The 20232-nt window shown below is 59.9% G+C and carries 12 protein-coding genes; 9 read left to right on the top strand and 3 right to left on the bottom strand.

What is annotated here, in order from left to right; all coding sequences use genetic code 11:
* Window positions 1–30 precede the first annotated feature (30 nt).
* Entirely contained in the window at window positions 31–2100 is a 2070-nt protein-coding gene (locus FHP24_RS15280) for an ATP-dependent helicase (RefSeq protein WP_139677097.1), read from the top strand.
* 28 nt (window positions 2101–2128) lie between these two features.
* Here FHP24_RS15280 and FHP24_RS15275 read toward each other — a convergent pair whose 3' ends face one another.
* Window positions 2129–2689, bottom strand: coding sequence for a DUF308 domain-containing protein (locus FHP24_RS15275; RefSeq protein ID WP_139677096.1), 561 nt, complete (start codon window positions 2687–2689; stop codon window positions 2129–2131).
* A 399-nt stretch (window positions 2690–3088) separates the two neighbouring features.
* Here FHP24_RS15275 and FHP24_RS15270 point away from each other — a divergent pair, with 399 nt between their 5' ends.
* A complete protein-coding gene (locus FHP24_RS15270; protein ID WP_246091769.1) occupies window positions 3089–3970 on the top strand; it encodes a DMT family transporter in 882 nt (293 codons plus the stop codon).
* Window positions 3971–3974: 4 nt separating this feature from the next.
* Here FHP24_RS15270 and FHP24_RS15265 read toward each other — a convergent pair whose 3' ends face one another.
* Together FHP24_RS15265 and FHP24_RS15260 are read right to left on the bottom strand one after the other, a co-directional pair.
* Window positions 3975–4709: a DUF1003 domain-containing protein gene (locus FHP24_RS15265; RefSeq protein ID WP_139677095.1), complete on the bottom strand. Its 735-nt coding sequence runs from the start codon at window positions 4707–4709 to the stop codon at window positions 3975–3977.
* Window positions 4706–6529: an ABC transporter ATP-binding protein/permease gene (locus FHP24_RS15260; protein WP_139677094.1), complete on the bottom strand. Its 1824-nt coding sequence runs from the start codon at window positions 6527–6529 to the stop codon at window positions 4706–4708. The genes FHP24_RS15265 and FHP24_RS15260 overlap by 4 nt, the downstream gene beginning before the upstream one ends.
* A 153-nt stretch (window positions 6530–6682) precedes the next feature.
* Here FHP24_RS15260 and FHP24_RS15255 point away from each other — a divergent pair, with 153 nt between their 5' ends.
* From FHP24_RS15255 to glgB, 7 genes are all read left to right on the top strand, one after another.
* The gene (locus FHP24_RS15255; RefSeq protein WP_139677093.1) at window positions 6683–7147 is read left to right on the top strand and encodes a cupin domain-containing protein; all 465 of its coding nucleotides are present in this window, start codon (window positions 6683–6685) and stop codon (window positions 7145–7147) included.
* Between the two features lie 173 nt (window positions 7148–7320).
* Window positions 7321–10677: a transglutaminase family protein gene (locus tag FHP24_RS15250; protein ID WP_139677092.1), complete on the top strand. Its 3357-nt coding sequence runs from the start codon at window positions 7321–7323 to the stop codon at window positions 10675–10677.
* A 36-nt stretch (window positions 10678–10713) separates the two neighbouring features.
* The gene (locus tag FHP24_RS15245; RefSeq protein WP_139677582.1) at window positions 10714–13104 is read left to right on the top strand and encodes a circularly permuted type 2 ATP-grasp protein; all 2391 of its coding nucleotides are present in this window, start codon (window positions 10714–10716) and stop codon (window positions 13102–13104) included.
* A 21-nt stretch (window positions 13105–13125) separates the two neighbouring features.
* Window positions 13126–14004 (top strand): transglutaminase family protein, encoded by an 879-nt coding sequence (locus FHP24_RS15240; RefSeq protein ID WP_139677091.1) that lies wholly within the window; start codon window positions 13126–13128, stop codon window positions 14002–14004.
* Window positions 14005–14136: 132 nt separating this feature from the next.
* Window positions 14137–15306, top strand: coding sequence for a vWA domain-containing protein (locus FHP24_RS15235; RefSeq protein WP_139677090.1), 1170 nt, complete (start codon window positions 14137–14139; stop codon window positions 15304–15306).
* A gap of 237 nt (window positions 15307–15543) precedes the next feature.
* Window positions 15544–18006 (top strand): glycogen/starch/alpha-glucan phosphorylase, encoded by a 2463-nt coding sequence (locus FHP24_RS15230; RefSeq protein WP_139677089.1) that lies wholly within the window; start codon window positions 15544–15546, stop codon window positions 18004–18006.
* On the top strand, window positions 18006–20222 hold the full coding sequence (gene glgB / locus FHP24_RS15225; RefSeq protein ID WP_139677088.1) for a 1,4-alpha-glucan branching protein GlgB: 2217 nt from the start codon (window positions 18006–18008) through the stop codon (window positions 20220–20222). The genes FHP24_RS15230 and glgB overlap by 1 nt, the downstream gene beginning before the upstream one ends.
* Window positions 20223–20232 lie beyond the last annotated feature (10 nt).

Below are 20232 nucleotides of genomic sequence, written 5' to 3'. Positions count from 1 at the left end.
AAGCGGACTTAGCCAGCGTCACGGAGAAGCATGTCGGTCGCCTATCTGGAAAAACTCAATGACGCCCAGCGCCGTGCGGTGGAGCACGGTTCTGACGTGCCGAATGGTGGTCCCTCAGGCCCTCTTCTCGTCATCGCAGGCGCCGGCTCGGGCAAGACCAACACGCTCGCCCACCGTGTCGCGCATCTGATCGTCTCCGGCGCCGATCCGCGTCGCATCCTGCTGATGACTTTTTCCCGCCGCGCAGCCTCCGAAATGGGGCGCCGTGTCGAGCGTATCTGCAAGCAGGTGCTCGGCGCCAATGCCGGTATCATGACCGATGCGCTGGCATGGGCCGGAACCTTTCACGGCATCGGCTCGCGGCTTTTGCGCATCTATGCCTACCAGATCGGCCTCGACCCGGATTTCACCATCCATGACCGCGAAGATTCCGCCGACCTGATGAACCTCGTCCGTCACGAGCTCGGCTTTTCCAAGATGGAAAGTCGGTTTCCGACAAAAGGCACCTGCCTCGCCATCTATTCCCGCGCGGTGAATTCCGAGACACCGCTGGAGGAAGTGCTAAAGAACTGGTTCCCGTGGTGTCAGGCCTGGGAGAAACAGCTGCGCGAACTCTTCGCATCCTATGTCGAGGCCAAGCAGACCCAGAACGTGCTCGATTACGACGACCTTTTGCTCTACTGGGCGCAGATGATGAGCGAACCGTCGATCGCCGAAGATGTCGGTGCGCGTTTCGATCACGTCATGGTCGACGAATACCAGGATACCAACAGGCTGCAGTCCTCGATCCTGATGGGCATGAAACCCGGCGGCCTAGGCTTGACCGTCGTCGGCGACGATGCACAGTCGATCTATTCCTTCCGCGCTGCAACGATCCGCAATATTCTCGACTTCCCCAACACATTCGATCCGCCGGCAAATATCGTTACCCTCGACCGCAACTACCGATCGACGAACACCATCCTTGCTGCTGCGAATGGTGTCATCGAACTCGCCCGCGAACGCTTCACCAAAAACCTCTGGACAGAGCGTCAGTCGGAAGAGCGCCCGCGGCTCGTCGCGGTGAAGGACGAAACGGAACAGGCCAACTATATCGTCGAAAAAGTGCTGGAAAACCGGGAGACCGGCATGACGCTGAAACAGCAGGCCGTGCTGTTTCGCGCCTCGCACCATTCCGGCTCGCTGGAAGTGGAACTCACTCGCCGCAACATCCCCTTCGTAAAATTCGGTGGCCTGAAATTTCTCGACAGCGCCCATGTAAAGGACATGCTCGCCGCACTGCGTTTTGCGCAGAACCCGCGCGACCGCGTCGCCGGCTTCCGGTTGATGCAACTGATCCCCGGCATTGGTCCGCAGACCGCCGGCAAAATCCTGGATGCGATCGCGACCGACCCGGAACCGCTGGCCGCACTGCAGGAAATCCCGGCCCCGCCCCGTTCCGGTGCGGATTGGCCCGCTTTTATCGAAATGCTGACCGCCATCCGGAAAAACGACGGCTGGCCGGCTGAAATCGGCACCGCCCGTGAATGGTATCAGCCGCATCTCGAACGCGTCCACGAGGATGCCGAGACCCGCAAGGCGGATCTTTTGCAGCTCGAACAGATCGCCTCGGGTTATGCCTCACGCGAACGATTCTTGACCGAGCTGACGCTGGACCCGCCCGATGCGACGAGCGACCAGGCCGGCGTGCCGTTGCTAGATGAAGATTACATGATCCTCTCGACCATCCATTCCGCCAAGGGGCAGGAATGGCGCTCGGTCTTTCTGCTGAATTGCGTCGATGGCTGCATTCCATCGGATCTCGGCGTCGGCTCGACTGCCGAGATCGAGGAGGAACGCCGGTTGCTCTATGTCGCCATGACCCGCGCCAAGGATCATCTGCATCTCATCACCCCGCAGCGCTTTTTCGTGCATGGGCAACATTCGCAGGGCGATCGGCATGTCTACGCCGCCCGCACCCGTTTTATCCCGGCGACCTTGCTGCAGTTTTTCGAAACCGCCGCATGGCCGGTGGTCGCCCCCATGTCGGATGCCGAGAGACAGCATCGCCAGCAGGTTCGCATCGACGTCACCGCCCGCATGCGCGGCATGTGGCGATAGAGCAATCCCAGCAAAAGCCGGAAATGCTCTACACGCCGGATCTCGCGCTGCGAGAGGCGGCAACCGTCAACCACAGGGCGGAAAGCAGAAAATAGAAGGCGCCAAATCCGACATAAGGCACGATATCGAGAATGCTGGGAGCCGTAGTCCCCACCGATCGGCTGACCATGAAGACGCCGGCCAATGTCGATTGCGCACCGCTGAGGATCATCACCCACTGCGCGCCAAAAGAACGCCAGCGCCGAACGCCGGTATAGAGCTGCAACAGGCCGGACAGCACCGCCCATACACCGAAAGCCGCCAGAACGGCATAATTGCTTTTCATCACCGCAAGGATGACCACAAGTGTCATGAAAGAACTGGCGGCGACATTCAGTGCCTGCGAGCGGTTCGCGGCCAACCCGCCATTGGCCCGGGCATCGACCAGATTGGCCAAAGCATCCCACGCCGGATAGATGACGAGCAGCAAGGGTGCCAGCACCGATTGGCCGGAGAGAACGGCCGCGGTGATCCAGGTGACAGAGAACAAAGCTCTCACAAAATAATAGGTCCGCAGCCAGTTGGCTTGGGTGGAAGATTGAACGGGCATCATAAACTCCTGATTTTATCTACCTACTAATAGGTAGATAGATTTAAAGAGTCAACAGCGGCCGAACTTCCAACCGATAGGTCGAAAATGTCGGGTGGTGCTCACCGGCGGAAAATCGGATTCGACCGACTCGCTTGTGGCAACGGGCGCACATTCCGGCGTCGGCTATGCCTATATTCTGGACGCGATCCGCACCGTGTATGCGACACATGATGCAGGTGCAGCCGGCATCAGCCATCGGCAATTCTGCCCTCCATGCAGCAACTCATGCTCTTCGGATGGCAAGGCTGCGATCCTCGTAACCCCACCCGATCGCGTGTGGCGATAAGGCCGTTTCCATTGCGGGCTGAAACACGATAGGGCATTGCCGGACTTGGCATACCGCAGGAGGAGACACGGGTGGAGAACACGCAATCGATCGCAAAGGCGGCCGCATGGATGATGGCATCGATCGCCCTTTTTCTGCTCATGGCGGTTTCCGGGCGCGAGGTCACTCGCGAAATCGACGTTTTCCAGGCGATGGAGATGCGCTCGGTCATCGCCTTCTTCATGCTTCTTCCGTTCGTCTTTCGCGAAGGCGGCTTTCGGGCAATGCGGACGGGTATCCTGCCAAGCCATATAGCCCGTAACGTTGCCCATTATGTCGGCCAGTTTGCCTGGCTGATGGGTATCACCTTGATACCTCTGGCTCAGGTGATTGCCATCGAGTTCACCGCGCCGATCTGGGCGGCACTGATGGCGGCAGCGTTTTTGGGCGAACGCCTGACCTGGCGCAAATGTGTGGCGATTGGCTTCGGCCTTGTCGGCGTGTTGCTGATCATCAAGCCGGGTGCAGCACCGCTTGATCCAGGTCATCTGGTCGTGCTTGGCGCAGCCTTCTTCTTCGCAGTCTCATTCATCGCCACTAAATTTTTGACCCGCACGGACAGCGCCACGAAGATCATCTTCTGGATGCTGATCATCCAGTCGATCATCGGCCTCATACCGGCGCTTCGCGCCTGGACCTGGCCGTCGGCCGGCGTCTGGCCGTGGATTTTCGTCATCGCATTCACGGGGACCTTCGCGCATTTCTGCATAGCCAAAGCCCTGGCCCATGCCGACGCGACGGTGGCGATGCCGATGGATTATCTGCGTGTGCCGCTTTCAGCCGCGATTGGTTATTTCATGTATGCCGAAGGGGTCGATGCACTGATGGCAGTCGGCGCGACACTGATCCTCGTCGGCAATCTCTTCAACCTGCGCAGACCCAACGCCGGCCGCATCCCCCAGACACCAGCTTAAAGCCTCACTCGCGTCGCGGGTCATCCCGCTTTTCCAGAAGCTCGATCTGGATCTGCTGCAATTCCGCCAGCCGTTCCCACTGCTTGGCCATCTGGTGGTCGATCTTCTCGTGCAATTGCCGGATTTCGAGCTCGGCGCGCAGATTGATCATGTAGTCGTTCTCGGCTCTGAGCCGGTCTTTCTCCTCCTGCCTTTTCTGGCTCATCATGATGACCGGTGCCTGCAACGCGGCAAGACAGGAAAGCACGAGGTTGAGGAGAATGAACGGATAGGGGTCGAACGGTTGAGCGAAGATGCCGACGACATTGACGCCCATCCAGATCACGAGGACGCCGAGGAAAGACAGGATGAAAGTCCACGACCCGCCGAAGGAAGCCACCTTGTCGGCAACCCTCTCGCCAAAAGTCGACTTTCTGTCGGATGCGGTCACGGAATTCGCCTGCACCGTCAGCGTGCCTTTCTCGAAACCGTCCAGAACCTTCTGGTCGAGATCGGAAAGCTCGCCCCGTTCCTCTTCCAGAAGCCTCTCGACATAGCGGCGCCGGAAGCGCGCGAGATCCTCATCGCAGATCAGGCTGGTCGGCGCGCAATCCTTCACTTCCTCTGCGATCATCTCGTAAAGGTGTGGCCTGAGGCTTCCTGCCTTGTGCAGCTTCGACAGCGGAAAGGTTCGGCCACAGACGACGCATTGCCCGCTTTTGGGTTGACCGTTCCTGGTGACGGAAGAATGGTTGTTCATGGCTTTTCACCATTGTCCGAGGCAGTGGCCATTCCATCCCCGTCCTGAAGTTTCGCTTCGTTTGTCCCGTTCGGATGAAGCGGTGCGACATGGAAAATCTTCGGCTTGAATGTGTTGGCAAAATCTTCCGAGCGGCCGACATAAATCAGCGTCGTGTCCTTCAATCCGTCAAGAACGCCGATCAGCTGCACGCGCACCTCCGGTTCCAATCCTTCCAGCACATCGTCCATGAAAAGCCAGTCGGGCTTGCGCAAAACGGCATTGGCCACCTGCAGCGCCGCCTCCTCCTCCTTGTCAAGAACCCGGTCCCAGCGTTCCACCCTATCCAGTTGCTCGACATAGCGATCGAGCCCCACCTGCAGCAAGGCAGCCTTCAGCGCCTCGTCGGTGACATCGGGAATGCCCGAAGGATAGGTCATGACCTCGCGCAGCTTCGCAGTCGGCAGATAACCTTCCTGCGGCATCAGGATCACCCTGTCTGCCTGCGGCACCCGGATCTCGCCCTTGCCCCAGGGCCATATGCCGGCAAGCGCCTGGAAGAACAGATGACGGTCCGTCCCGGGATCCCCATTGACCATCACGCGCTCACCGGGTTCGACGGTAAATGCGTCCTCTTTCAGTTTGATGCCGTGGCCATCGGCCCCCTTGTCCGGCTCGCCATAAACTTCGACACCCGTCACCGAAAGCCCATCGTCTTTCGTGCCGCGCTTATAGCTGATGACCTCCCCTTCCTTTGCCGGCGTGTCGGCCATCAGCAGCGCATTGCGGAAAAAGGAAACGCGGGCAAGCGTTGCCCGCCAATCGGCGATGACGCTGAAATTGGTCACGTACCAGCGCAGGGCCGTGTTCACCTGATTGAAGGCGCCGACCGCCATCATCAGCCCGCCGAAAGTCAGTTCGCCGGAAAAATACATCGGAGAGGCGATGATGATCGGCGCCACCAGCGCCAGCCAGCCGAAGCCGGAGGATACCCAGGTGAGATTGGTGAGCGCCCATGCAAGCTTGCGCAACATGCCGAGTACGCCGCCGATCGCATCCTGCACGCGTAAAAGCTCGTTCGGCTCGCCACGCGCCAGCGTAATCGGTTTCAGGTTCTCATTGGCACGTACGAGAGCCGAACGCAGATCCGCCTCGCGGGCATATCGATCCGCGTTGAGCCGCGCCAGCATGCTGCCCACGACATTGCTGAGCACGGAGCCGATCAGCGCATAAAGGATTGTCGCCCACAGCATATAGCCCGGGATAACGACATGGTGGCCGGCAATCTGGAAGCCGAAATCGGTCGAGATCGCCCAGAGCACGCCGATGAAACTGCCGAGCAGGATGGTGGAGTTGACGAGGCCGATCGACAACGCCGTCGTGTTCTCCGCCAGGATACGGGTGTCTTCATGCAACCGCTGATCGGGATTGTTGGCGATCGATCCCGCGCCGGCAAGCTTCAGCGCACGCCCCGGCGTCAGCCAGACATTGGCGAGATCCCGCGCCAGCCCCTCGCGCATTTTCAGCGCGGTGATCTGGTTCAGCCAGGTCTGGATGACGTTCAGCAGCGTCAGGCAAAATGCGATGATACCGAACACACCGAGCTGTCGAAGGAAGCCGGCCATGTCGCGCCGTTCCAATGCGTCGTAGAACGGCCCGTTCCACTCGTTCAGCCGATAGGTCGCATAGGTCGTAGCGACGATGATGATCAAAAGCGCGCTCGCGAGCATCACCAGATGCCGACGCACGGGTGACGCCCAGAATGCCCCCATCATCATCCGAAGCTGGCCGGAAAGCGGAAGTTCATATGGTTCGGTTGCTGCTGTGGCCGCTTGAGACATCTGCGACGGGCTCCTCTCGCAATGTCATGACTCTATGCTGCCTGCAGACTTACCACGCGGTAAAGGGTTGTACAGACGACACGCCTTCACCTTCGATTTCCGATTTTCATCACCCTATATGATGCCTGGAGAAAGCTCAGTTGGGAGACAGTCATGCCGAAGATCGATCTCGCTGCCATGCCGACCGAAAAAGGCTCCGGTTATCCGCCTCCTTTCGACGCTCCCTGTGCCGACCGCCTGCGGCAACGGCTCGGTAAGGCCGGTGGCCTCAAGGATTTCGGCGTCAACCTCATGCATCTGCCGCCGGGAAACTGGTCCAGCCAGCGCCACTGGCATTCGCACGAGGACGAACTGGTCTACGTCGTGAAAGGCGAACTCGTGCTGATCGAGGACGACAGTGAAACCCTGCTGCACGCAGGCGATGTGGCAGCCTTTCCCAAGAACTCCGGCAATGGTCACCACATGATCAACAGGTCTGACACGGTTGCTATCTATATCGAGATCGGTTCCCGCCATCATCAGGACATGACCACGTGCTCCGACATAGACTTGAAGAGTTCCAATTCCGATGGCCGCTTCGTCCACAAAGACGGCAGACCCTACTCGGACGAAGGCTGAACTCAGTCACATAGGATGCCAGGCGACGAGGCTGAAAAATAAGCATAAGATCGCCTTGCATTCTTTTCATGCATTGCACAAACTTAGTTCAACGACGATGCACCGACCCGCTCAACGAGGCCGGATATCGGCGATCGAAGGGAACGCCCGGCAAGGGCAATTGAAGGGACAGCATGTCGATCAAGGCGAGCATCTACCATCTCACCCATTACATATACGACAAGCCCGTCCGTCTCGGACCCCAGATCATCCGCCTCAAGCCTGCTGCGCATTCGCGCACCAAGGTACTCAGCCACTCGCTGAAGGTCACGCCTGAAAACCACTTCGTCAATCTGCAGCAGGACCCTTACGGCAACTATCTCGCCCGTTTCGTTTTCCCCGATCCGGCAACGGAGCTGAAAATCGAGGTCGATCTCGTCGCGGATATGACGGTCTACAATCCCTTCGACTTTTTCGTCGAGGAAGAGGCGACCAGATGGCCGTTCAAATATCCCGAGGAACTCGCCGAAGACCTTGCGGTCTACATGATCCCGGAACCGCCCGGCCCGGCTCTGATCGAATATCTGAAACATTTCGACATGTCGCCCGACCAGCCGACAGTCGATATGATCGTCGGTATCAATGCCCGTCTGCAGCAGGCGATCGGTTACGTCATCCGCATGGAGCCGGGCGTACAGACGCCTGAACAGACGCTGACATCGGCGATCGGCTCCTGTCGCGACAGCAGCTGGCTGCTCGTCCAGATCCTCCGCAATCTCGGCTTCGCCTGCCGTTTTGTCTCCGGCTACCTCATCCAGTTGACACCCGACCTGAAGGCGCTTAACGGCCCTTCCGGCACCGAGGTGGATTTCACCGATCTGCACGCCTGGTGCGAAGTCTATCTGCCCGGCGCCGGCTGGGTGGGCCTCGACCCGACCTCTGGCCTGCTCACGGGCGAAAGTCACATCCCGCTGGCCGCCACGCCGCATTACCGCAACGCTGCGCCGATCTCCGGCGGCTATTTCGGCGAGGCGGAGACGTCTTTCGACTTCGCCATGAACGTCACCCGCGTTGCCGAACATCCGCGCATCACCAAGCCATTCTCCGATGAAAGCTGGGAAGCCCTGAACAGCCTGGGCGAAGAAGTGGACCGCGTGCTGCAGGCACAGGACGTGCGCCTCACCATGGGTGGCGAGCCGACCTTCGTCTCCATCGACGATTTCGAGGCGGAAGAGTGGAACACAGACGCCGTCGGTCCCACCAAGCGTGAGAAGGCGGACATCCTTGTCCGCAAGCTGCGCAAAAAATTCGCGCCCGGCGGTTTTCTGCATTACGGCCAGGGCAAGTGGTATCCTGGCGAAAGCCTGCCGCGCTGGACCTTTTCGCTCTACTGGCGAAAGGACGGCAAACCAATCTGGAAGAACCCGGATCTGGTGGCAAAAGAAGGCGGTGACTATGAGGTCGGCGAGACGGACTCGCAAAACTTTCTGACGGCACTCGCCTCCGAACTCGGGATAGAGCCGGAAATGGTCGTGCCCGCCTACGAGGACCCGGCGGAATGGATCATCAAGGAAGGCTCGCTGCCCGACAACGTCGATCCCTCCAACTCGAAACTCAAGGACCCGGAAGAGCGCAACCGCATAGCCCGCGTCTTCGAGCGCGGCCTGACAAGCCCGAGCGGCTATGTGCTGCCGGTTCAGGCCTGGCAATCACAGGCACGCGGCAAGCCTGGCGAAAAGCGCTGGATTAGCGAGAAATGGAACACCCGTCGCGGCCGTATCTTCCTCGTGCCCGGCGACAGCCCCGTCGGCTACCGCCTGCCGCTCGGCACTCTGCCTCATATCCCGCCGTCTCAGTTTCCCTACATCCACGAATCCGATCCCTCCATCCCCCGTTCCTCACTGCCCGAGACCATCGTACCCGCAGGGCGCGCGGCGATGGAAGGCCGCGCCATGCCGGAATCATCTTTCACGGCAGGCGACCCGACCAACCCGGGCCGCGTCGAGCAGACGCTCGGCGAGATCGGTGGCGCAGTGCGCACGGCAATTTCAGTCGAACCGCGTGACGGCCGCCTGTGCGTCTTCATGCCTCCGGTCGAAAAGATCGAAGATTATCTCGAGCTGATAGCAGCGGCCGAAAATGCCGCCGCAGAGCTCGGGCTAGCGGTTCATATCGAGGGCTATGCCCCGCCGCATGATGAGCGCATCAACGTCATTCGCGTCGCACCCGATCCGGGCGTCATTGAGGTCAACATTCATCCGGCAGCGAGCTGGAAGGAGACGGTCGATATCACCACCGCCGTCTATGAGGAGGCACGTCAGAGCAGGCTCGGCGCCGACAAGTTCATGATCGACGGCCGCCACACCGGCACCGGCGGCGGCAACCACGTGGTGGTCGGCGGCGCCAACCCGAACGACAGCCCCTTCCTGCGCCGGCCCGACCTGTTGAAGAGCCTCGTACTGCACTGGCAGCGCCACCCCTCGCTTTCCTATCTTTTCTCCGGCCTGTTCATTGGCCCCACCAGTCAGGCCCCCCGCATCGACGAGGCGCGCCACGACAGCCTCTACGAACTCGAGATCGCACTGGCGCAGGTGCCGGCACCCGGCCAGGGCCAGCCGCCTTTGCCCTGGCTGGTCGATCGTCTGTTCCGCAATCTCTTGACCGACGTCACCGGCAATACCCACCGTTCGGAAATTTGCATCGACAAGCTGTTTTCGCCGGACGGCCCGACCGGTCGCCTCGGCCTCGTCGAGTTCCGCGGTTTCGAAATGCCGCCGAATGCCCGCATGTCGCTTGCCCAGCAATTGCTCGTGCGCGCGCTGATCGCCCGTTTCTGGAAGAACCCGTTGCAGGGCAAGTTCACCCGCTGGGGTACGGCACTCGCCGACCGCTTCATGCTCGGCCATTACATTTGGGCCGATTTCATGGACGTGCTTCAGGACTTGCGCGAGAACGGCTTCGATCTTCGTTCCGAGTGGTTCGAGGCGCAGCTGGAATTCCGCTTCCCCTTCTTCGGCGAGGTGGAATACGAAGGCGCCAAGCTGGAACTGCGGCAGGCGCTGGAACCATGGCACGTGATGGGCGAACAGGGCGCAATCGGCGGTACGGTGCGTTTTGTCGACAGTTCGGTCGAGCGGCTGCAGGTGCGGCTCGAAACCTCCACCCCCTCACGCTACACCGTCGCCTGCGCTGGCCGTGCCGTTCCCCTGAAACAGACCGATCAGTCCGGTGTCTCGGTTGCCGGCGTGCGTTTCAAGGCCTGGCAGCCGAGATCCGGCCTGCATCCGATGTTGCCGGTTAACACGCCGCTTACATTCGACATCTATGATACATGGTCCGGCCGCGCGATCGGCGGCTGCAGATATCATGTTGCACATCCGGGCGGCCGCAATTATGAGACCTTCCCGGTGAACGGCAACGAGGCGGAAGCGCGGCGTCTGGCGCGATTCGAGCCCTGGGGTCATACGGCGGGATCTTATCCCCTCCTGCCGGAGACGCCTTCGCCCGAATTCCCTCTGACGCTCGATCTACGCCGACCGCAAGGAGTATGACGTCAATTGAGCACAGGACCGGCAAGCGAACGCCGCATGGATGAGGAGATCGAAAACGATCCGATCCTCGGTTATGCCGCGTTGCCCGGCATCGCCGATGAAATGCTCGATGCGCGTGGTGAAATCAAGCCGGTCTGGCAGAACCTCATCGACCATCTCAGCCGCCTGTCGGAAGGCGACCTGCACGAACGTTTTGCCCGCGCCGACCGTTATCTGCGCGACGCCGGCGTCTTCTACAGAACCTATGGCGGCCCGGGCGCCAGTGGAACCGGAGAGCGCAACTGGCCGCTGTCGCACATCCCCGTGCTGATCGACGGCCGGGAGTGGGAAACCGTCTCGCGCGGCCTGCAGCAGCGTGCCGATCTGCTCGAAGCAATGATCGCCGATATCTACGGCGAGAACCGGCTGGTGCAGGAAGGTTTCCTACCGCCGCAGCTGATCGCAGCCAATCCGGAATTTTTGCGCCCGCTGGTCGGGGTAAAGCCGGTCGGTGGCCACTACCTGCATTTCTGCTCCTTCGAGATCGGCCGCGGACCCGATGGCAACTGGTGGGTTCTTGCCGACCGCACCCAGGCGCCCTCGGGTGCCGGTTTCGCGCTCGAAAACCGCGTCGCCACGACCCGCTCCTTCTCCGACATATACGGCGAGACCCACGTCCACCGCCTCGCCTCTTTCTTCGGCGCATTCCGCGATGCACTACAGTCCCGCAAGCAATATCCGGATGACCGCATCGCCGTATTGTCTCCCGGCCCGGCCAACGAGACCTATTTCGAGCATGCCTATATAGCCCGTTATCTCGGTTTCATGCTGCTCGAAGGCGAGGACCTGACGGTCGTCAACAACCGCGTCATGGTACGCACCGTCGCTGGCTTGAAGCCCGTCGGCGTGCTCTGGCGCCGTCTCGATGCGTCCTATGCCGATCCGCTCGAACTCGACCAGAACTCCCATATCGGCACGCCCGCCATGGTGCAGGCGCTCCGGTCCGGTTCGCTGACGCTGGTCAACGCGTTAGGTTCCGGCATCCTTGAAACGCGCGCGCTTCTCGCATTCGCGCCCACCATCTGCCGCCATCTGCTGGGAGAAGACCCGATCCTGCCCTCGATCGCCACCTGGTGGTGCGGCCAGCAGTCCGAGCGGGAACATGTGGCAAAAAACATCGAGCGCATGGTCATCGGCCCCGCCTATTCCCGCCTGCCCTTCTTCGACGACAACAGCCAGTCCGTGCTCGGTTCGTCGCTGCGCGAGACCGCGAAAGAGACGGTCGGTGACTGGCTTGCCAGCGAAGGCGCAAAACTCGTCGGCCAGGAAGTCGTCACGCTCTCGACGACGCCTGCCTGGGTGGACGGCAAGCTGACGCCAAGGCCGATGTCGCTGCGCGTCTTTGCCGCCCGTACGGAAAACGGCTGGGAGATCATGCCCGGCGGCTTCGCCCGTATCGGCTCCGGTGATGATGTGGCGGCGATCGCCATGCAATCCGGTGGTGCTGCGGCCGATGTGTGGATCGTCTCCGACAAGCCGGTCTCGAAATCGACGCTTCTGCCGCCGGAAGAAAGTTTCACCCGCACCATGCCGGGCTCGCTGCCGAGCCGCGCTGCCGACAATCTCTACTGGCTTGGCCGCTATATCGAGCGGGCCGAAGGGGCGCTGCGCATCCTGCGCGCCTGGCACTTGCGCTACGCGGAATCGGCCAATCCCGACGCGCCGCTGCTTGCCGATGTCACGCTTTATTTGAAGTCGATCGACATGGACATGGCGAAGGCCGTGCCTGCGCCGTTGCTCGCCAACATCAACAGCGCCATCTATTCGGCAAGCAATATCCGCGACCGTTTTTCGCCGGATGGCTGGCTGGCCTTGACCGATCTCGCCAAGACCACCAAGCGTTTTCATGAAGCGGCACAGCCGGGAGATGACGCGGCCCACGCCTCGACCATTCTCTTGCGCAAGCTCGCAGGTTTTGCCGGCCTCGTGCATGAAAACATGTACCGCTTCACCGGCTGGCGTTTCCTGTCGATCGGGCGTCATCTGGAGCGCGCCCTGCACATGACGCGGTTGCTTGCCCACCTCTCCGGCCCGGATGCGCCCGATGGCGCGCTCGACATGTTGCTCGAGATCGGCGACAGCGTCATGACCCACCGGCGCCGCTACAACGTCAATACCGCAAGGCTGACGGTCAACGACCTGCTGGCGCTCGATCCGCTCAACCCACGCTCGATTCTGTTCCAGCTCAACGAGATCCGCAACGAGGTGGAAAAACTGCCGAACGCCTTCGTCAACGGCCAGATGTCGCCCTTCTACCGCGAGGCCATGCGCCTTCATTCCGGACTTGCGGTGATGACGCCGGAAACGATGAACGAGGATGTCTACCGCCGATTGGAGAATGATCTGGAAAAACTCTCCGATATTCTCGGCCAGACCTATTTCAGCTGATCGACAGGAGAGGAACGACGAATGCTCTACGACCTCTCTCTCCACATGGGCTACGCCTATGACGCCCCGGCCTTCGGCGCCCGCCATGTCATTCGCGTCCTTCCCCTTTCCCTGCCGGATCGTCAGCGTCTGATCGTCGGTTCGGTCACGGTATCGCCTGCGACGGACGAAAAAGTCACCTTCATCGATTTCTTCGGTCAACAGGCTACGTCCGTGCTTGTCCGTGCTCCCCATGAGCGGCTGGATATCCGTATGCAGGCGCGCGTCATGGTCGAGGCCCCGACGATGACCGCCGATCTTTCACCGCCGCTTGAAGAGCTCCGCAAGGAACTGGCCGACGTCTGGTCGGTCGATCCGTCCTCACCCCACCATCTGACCGGTGCCAGCCCGAGATTGCCCGAAGAGCCGTCAATCGCGGCCTATGCGCGCGAGACCCTGAAGCCGGGCCAGACCGCGCGCGAGATCGCCACCGCCCTCTGCACCCGCATTCACAGGGATTTCAAATACGATGCCGAAGCAACGACGGTGGACACGACACCGAAGCAAGCCTTCAAGCTGAAGCGCGGCGTCTGCCAGGATTTCTCCCATGTGATGATCGTGGCGCTCAGAAGCCTCGGCATTCCCGCAGGCTATGTCTCAGGCTTCCTGCGAACCATTCCGCCAGCCGGCAAGGAACGACTGGAAGGCGCCGACGCGATGCATGCCTGGGTGCGCGTCTGGTGTGGCGATGCTGTTGGATATGTGGAGCTCGACCCGACCAACGACATTGCCGCCGGCAGCGATCATATCGTCGTCGGTTACGGACGTGACTATTCCGACGTGGCACCCGTGATCGGGGTCATTAAAGGTTACGGAAATCAGAAGATCGATCAGGCGGTTGACGTGATTCCGGTCAAGTAGACCCGTTTTGGCGCTGATTTTGGCAGATCGATAAAATGCGATAGGTTTCTTTAGACGATCCTTCGCAACCTCCCGAGTAGTTTCGCCTGCGAATGTTTGTATGGCGCAAACATCGATCGGGGCGATCAGACCATGTCCATGCTTAAGCGACTGTCAGCTGACCGGAGTGGAAACTTCGGCATAATAACCGCAATCCTGTTGCCGGTGCTGATTGGCGCAGGAGGACTGGCGGTTGATGTATCGAACATGATGCGCTCCAAACGCGATCTTCAAGAGGCAACCGACGCAGCAACCCTGGCTGTCGCCACTTACATGGCACAGGATTCGTCCGCCACTGAAGACGGCGCCAAAAAACTGGCTTCGAATTTCATCAAAGGCCAGATGGCAAACTCAGTCACTTCCGACGTTGCGAACGACATTGCCAAATCGATCACCGCGACAATCACGACAACGACGACATCGGATGGGAAACGCTACGATATTCAGGTCGCTTCCGGCTACACTCTCACCCTGACACCTTTCATGTCTTTCTTCGGAAAGACGTCTACACCGATCGCCGCCAGCAGCTCGACGACAAGCGGTATCAGCGAGACGAAAAGCGCACTGTCGATGACACTCGTGCTGGACGAATCCGGATCGATGTTGGCTAATACCGGTGAGCAGATCAAACCGGCAACAAGCTGCCAGCAGTACGACACTGGCGGAAGCCCGATCAAGGCCACTTATCCGTGCTACGTTAAGAAAATTGACGCTCTCAAGACCGCCGCCAATCTCCTGCTGGATCAGCTCGACAAGGCAGACCCGAAGTCCAAATTTGTCCGCACGAACGCGATCGCGTGGAGCGGTACAATCCAAGATTCAAGCACTTTTGCTTGGGGGACGACGAAAACCAGAACTGATGTCATCAACACCATGTCTGCGGGTGGAAACACCGAATCGTATGCGCCGATGAAGAAGGCATTCGATAATCTTAATACAACCGGCAACGGCTCTGAAAGTAAAATTCAGAGTGACGCTGGAAACACAAAGCTGACGAAATACATAGTCTTTATGACTGATGGCTCGAATAACAAAGATTCGTCCAACACCAATACGTTGACGACATGCACATCCGCCAAGGCAGCCGGCATCAAGATTTATTCGATAGCATTCATGGCGCCAACGGCAGGTCAAACACTTCTGAACAAATGCTCAAGCGGCGCAGGATACTATTATGCGGCAGAAAGCATGTCGGACCTGCTGGATGCATTCAAGGCAATCGGCGAAGAAGCGAGTGCCAGCAAGACCCTGCTTACGCAATAACCAGTCGCAGAAAGGTAACGCGGCAGTCAATTGCCGAAACCTCAACTCAACCAAAACCCCGCAACCGCGGGGTTTCTACGTTTTGGGTTGATCTCTATAGTTCCCCTCCAACAACCATCTTCAATTCGTCCGTTGCAAGGCGTTCACATCGGTGCATAACTGTGCCGGTAACATTCTGCCATATCGACTGAATCGGACATTCCTCCACCCGCTCAACCGAGAACAATTGGCGACTATATGAACAACACAACTCCCCCCGTCGAAATTCCCTATCCATCCCCGCGCAGCTCCCGCCCAGAGATCATGGCGGAAGAAATCATCGAGCGCCTGACCTACCGCATCGGCAAGGACGCCAAGGTGGCCAAGCCGCATGACTGGCTGACGGCCACCATTCTGGTCGTCCGGGATCGGATCATCGATCGATGGATGGAGAGTACGCGCCAAGCCTACCGAACCGGCCAGAAGCGCGTCTATTATCTGTCGCTGGAATTCCTGATCGGCCGGCTGATGCGCGATGCGGTCAGCAATCTCGGACTGATGGCCGAAATCCGCGACGCGCTGTCCTCGCTCGGCGTCGATGTGTCGGTGATCGCGGGGCTCGAACCCGATGCGGCGCTCGGCAATGGCGGCCTCGGCCGTCTCGCTGCCTGTTTCATGGAATCGATGGCGACCGTCGATATTCCGGCCTATGGCTACGGCATCCGTTATATCCACGGCCTGTTCCGCCAGCAGATGGCTGACGGCTGGCAGGTCGAACTGCCGGAAACCTGGCTTGCCCACGGCAACCCCTGGGAATTCGAACGGCGCGAAAGCTCCTACGAAATCGGCTTCGGCGGCTCGGTCGAAACCGTCGGCGATTACGAAGATACGCCACGTTATGTGTGGAAGCCGGCCGAGCGCGTCATCGCCATGGCCTACGACACGCCGATCGTCGGCTGGCGCGGCAACCGCGTCAACACGCTGCGCCTCTGGTCGGCACAGCCGATCGACCCGATCCTGCTCGACGCATTCAATGCCGGCGATCACATCGGCGCTTTGCGCGAAAGCAACAAGGCGGAATCGCTCACCCGTGTTCTTTACCCGGCCGACGCCAACCCGGCCGGTCAGGAACTGCGTCTGCGTCAGGAATTTTTCTTCTCGTCGGCATCGCTGCAGGACATCCTGCGTCGTCACCTGCAACAATATCCGGATTTCACCAACCTTCACGAGAAGGTCGCGATCCAGCTGAACGACACCCATCCGGCGATATCGATCGCCGAGCTGATGCGTCTCCTGGTCGATATTCACGGCATGGATTTCGACGTCTCCTGGGAAATCGTCCGCCAGACCTTCTCCTACACCAACCACACGCTTCTGCCGGAAGCGCTGGAAACATGGCCGGTGCCGCTCTTTGAACGCCTCTTGCCACGGCACATGCAGATCGTCTACGCGATCAATACCAAGATCCTGCTCGAGGCCCGCAAGGAGAAACAGTTCTCCGACACCCAAGCTCGCTCGATCTCGCTGATCGACGAAGGCGGCGAGCGTCGCGTGCGCATGGGCAACCTTGCTTTCATCGGGTCGCATTCGGTAAACGGCGTCTCGGCACTGCATACCGACCTGATGAAGGTTACGGTATTCGCCGACCTGCACACGCTCTATCCGACGCGCATCAACAACAAGACCAACGGCATCACTCCTCGCCGCTGGCTGATGCAGTGTAACCCGGGTCTCACCTCTCTCATTCGCGATGCGATCGGAGACAAGTTCCTCGACGATACCGAAGCGCTGGTCGAACTGGACAAGTTCGCCGACGACGCGAGCTTCCAGGAAAAATTCGCCGCCGTGAAGCGGACGAACAAGGTGGCGCTTGCCAATCTCGTCGGTAGCCGTATGGGCATCCGGCTCGATCCGTCTGCCCTGTTCGATATCCAGATCAAGCGCATCCATGAATACAAGCGGCAGCTTCTCAACATCGTCGAAGCCGTCGCCCTCTACGACCAGATCCGCTCGCATCCCGAACTGGACTGGGTGCCGCGCGTTAAACTCTTCGCAGGCAAGGCGGCGCCGAGCTACCACAACGCCAAGCTGATCATCAAGCTGGCCAACGACGTCGCCCGCGTCATCAACAACGACCCCTCCGTGCGCGGCCTGTTGAAGGTCGTCTTCGTGCCGAACTACAACGTCTCGCTGGCAGAGACGATCGTACCTGCCGCCGACCTGTCGGAGCAGATCTCGACCGCCGGCATGGAAGCATCCGGCACCGGCAACATGAAGTTCGGCCTGAACGGTGCGCTGACCATCGGCACGCTCGACGGCGCCAATGTCGAGATGCTGGAGCATGTCGGCAAGGACAACATCGTCATCTTCGGCCTGACCGCGGACGAAGTGGCGAAGGTGCGCACCGACGGGCATAATCCCCGCGCCTTGATCGAAAAGTCGCCCGAACTTGCACAGGCGCTGAACGCCATCGCCTCGGGTGTCTTCTCGCCGGACGATCGGTCGCGCTGCCAGGAATTGATCGACGGCATCTATAACCACGACTGGTTTATGGTCGCCGCCGACTTCGATGCCTATGCTGCGGCACAGCGCACCGTTGACCAAATCTGGACCGACCCTAAATCTTGGTATTCAAAGACAATTCGCAATACCGCCCGGATGGGCTGGTTCTCTTCGGACCGCACAATCCGCCAGTACGCGTCGGAAATCTGGAGAGCCTGATGACAAAATCGCCGAGTGCGCTCGATGACGGAAGATCTCCTGGAGAAATCCCGTTGTCCGAGATCGAGGCGATTCTGGCAGGCAGGCATACAAACCCTTTCGCCGTGCTTGGACTTCACAAGCTCGGCGAAAAATACCGTGCCCGCTGCTTCATTCCCGGCGCGGAGGAAGTAACGGTCCTGTCTCTCAGCGGCGCGGAACTCGGCGAACTGACCTTGCGCCATGAGGCGGGTTATTTCGAAGGTCTGGTCGATGCCGCCCAACTGCAGCCGATCCGATACCGTGCCGAGCGTGGCGACGTCGAATGGGCGGTGACGGACCCCTATTCCTTCGGTCCGGTTCTCGGGCCGATGGATGATTACCTGCTTCGCGAAGGCTCGCACTTGAGGCTTTTCGACAGGATGGGCGCCCACCCGATCAAGCATGAAGGTGTCGATGGCTTTCACTTCGCCGTATGGGCGCCGAATGCCAAACGGGTCTCCGTAGTCGGCGAATTCAACAATTGGGATGGCCGTCGGCACGTCATGAGGCTGCGCCAGGACACCGGCATATGGGAAATTTTTGCACCCGACGTTCCAGCCGGTGCAGCCTACAAGTTCGAGATCATCGGCAAGGACGGCAAGCTGCAGCCTCTGAAGGCCGACCCCTTTGCTCGCCGCGCCGAGATGCGGCCGAAGACGGCCTCGGTGACGGCACCGGAACTCTCCCAGGTATGGGAGGATGATGCCCACCGGGAATTCTGGGAAAAGGCGGACCACCGACGCCAGCCGATCTCCATCTACGAGGTCCATGCGGGATCATGGCAACGCCGGGACGACGGGACGTTCCTCTCCTGGGACGAGCTTGCTTCCCGCCTCATCCCCTATTGCGTCGAGATGGGCTTCACCCATATCGAGTTCCTGCCGATCACCGAACATCCCTATGATCCGTCCTGGGGGTACCAGACGACCGGCCTTTACGCACCGTCGGCCCGTTTCGGCGAGCCGGAAGGGTTTGCCCGCTTCGTCAATGGTGCCCACAAGGTCGGCATCGGCGTCATTCTCGACTGGGTCCCGGCACATTTCCCGACGGACGCCCACGGCCTGCGCAATTTCGACGGAACGGCACTCTATGAACATGCCGATCCGCGTCAGGGCTACCACCCCGACTGGAACACGGCGATCTACAATTTCGGTCGCGTCGAGGTCCTGTCCTACCTGATCAACAACGCCCTTTACTGGGCGGAAAAATACCATCTGGATGGCCTACGCGTCGATGCCGTCGCCTCGATGCTCTACCTCGATTATTCACGTCGCGAAGGCGAATGGATCCCCAACGAATACGGCGGCCGGGAAAATCTTGAATCCGTCCGTTTCCTGCAAAAGATGAATTCGCTCTCCTATGGCGCGCATCCCGGCGTGATGACGATCGCCGAAGAGAGCACCTCATGGCCCAAGGTCTCGGCTCCGGTGCATGAAGGCGGGCTCGGTTTCGGCTTCAAGTGGAACATGGGTTTCATGCACGACACGCTGAGCTATCTCGCGCGCGAACCCGTGCACCGCAAGCATCACCACAACGCCATCACCTTCGGCCTCGTCTACGCCTTTGCCGAAAACTTCGTCCTTCCGCTCAGCCATGACGAAGTGGTCCACGGCAAGGGATCGCTGATCGCCAAGATGGCCGGAGATGACTGGCAGAAGTTCGCCAATCTGCGCGCCTATTACGGCTTCATGTGGGGTTATCCGGGCAAGAAGCTGCTGTTCATGGGCCAGGAATTCGCCCAGTGGAGCGAGTGGAGCGAGAAAAAATCGCTCGATTGGAACTTGTTGGCCTACCATCCACACGAAGGCATACGGCGCCTCGTGCGAGACCTCAATTTCTGTTACCGCTCCAAGCCGGCCCTCCATGCCCGCGATTGCGAGGGCGAAGGCTTTCGTTGGCTGGTCGTCGATGATGCGGACAATTCCGTCTTCGCTTGGCTGCGCATGGCACCGGGCGAAAAGCCGGTCGCCGTCATCACCAATTTCACCCCGGTCTATCGCGCAAACTATCGGCTGCCTTTGCCGCATGCGGGAAAATGGCGGGAGGTTCTCAACACCGATGCCGAGATATATGGCGGCAGCGGCAAGGGCAATGGAGGCAAGGTTCAGGCCGTGGATGCGGGAGGCAGCATCTGGGCGGACGTGACTTTGCCACCGTTGGCGACGATCATGCTGGAACTGGCAGAAAATATATAAGGGAGGAGAA

The organism is Aliirhizobium smilacinae (assembly GCF_006335145.1).
In the GTDB taxonomy this organism is placed as follows: domain Bacteria; phylum Pseudomonadota; class Alphaproteobacteria; order Rhizobiales; family Rhizobiaceae; genus Neorhizobium; species Neorhizobium smilacinae.
This window is presented reverse-complemented; position numbering and strand designations above follow the sequence as displayed.

Coding starts and splice junctions, on each gene's coding strand:
- FHP24_RS15235 (WP_139677090.1), top strand. CDS start 14,137: ATGTCCATGCTTAAGCGACTGTCAGCTGACCGGAGTGGAAACTTCGGC.
- FHP24_RS15280 (WP_139677097.1), top strand. CDS start 31: ATGTCGGTCGCCTATCTGGAAAAACTCAATGACGCCCAGCGCCGTGCG.
- FHP24_RS15260 (WP_139677094.1), bottom strand. CDS start 6,529: ATGTCTCAAGCGGCCACAGCAGCAACCGAACCATATGAACTTCCGCTT.
- FHP24_RS15265 (WP_139677095.1), bottom strand. CDS start 4,709: ATGAACAACCATTCTTCCGTCACCAGGAACGGTCAACCCAAAAGCGGG.
- FHP24_RS15255 (WP_139677093.1), top strand. CDS start 6,683: ATGCCGAAGATCGATCTCGCTGCCATGCCGACCGAAAAAGGCTCCGGT.
- FHP24_RS15275 (WP_139677096.1), bottom strand. CDS start 2,689: ATGCCCGTTCAATCTTCCACCCAAGCCAACTGGCTGCGGACCTATTAT.
- FHP24_RS15245 (WP_139677582.1), top strand. CDS start 10,714: ATGGATGAGGAGATCGAAAACGATCCGATCCTCGGTTATGCCGCGTTG.
- FHP24_RS15250 (WP_139677092.1), top strand. CDS start 7,321: ATGTCGATCAAGGCGAGCATCTACCATCTCACCCATTACATATACGAC.
- FHP24_RS15230 (WP_139677089.1), top strand. CDS start 15,544: ATGAACAACACAACTCCCCCCGTCGAAATTCCCTATCCATCCCCGCGC.
- FHP24_RS15240 (WP_139677091.1), top strand. CDS start 13,126: ATGCTCTACGACCTCTCTCTCCACATGGGCTACGCCTATGACGCCCCG.
- glgB (WP_139677088.1), top strand. CDS start 18,006: ATGACAAAATCGCCGAGTGCGCTCGATGACGGAAGATCTCCTGGAGAA.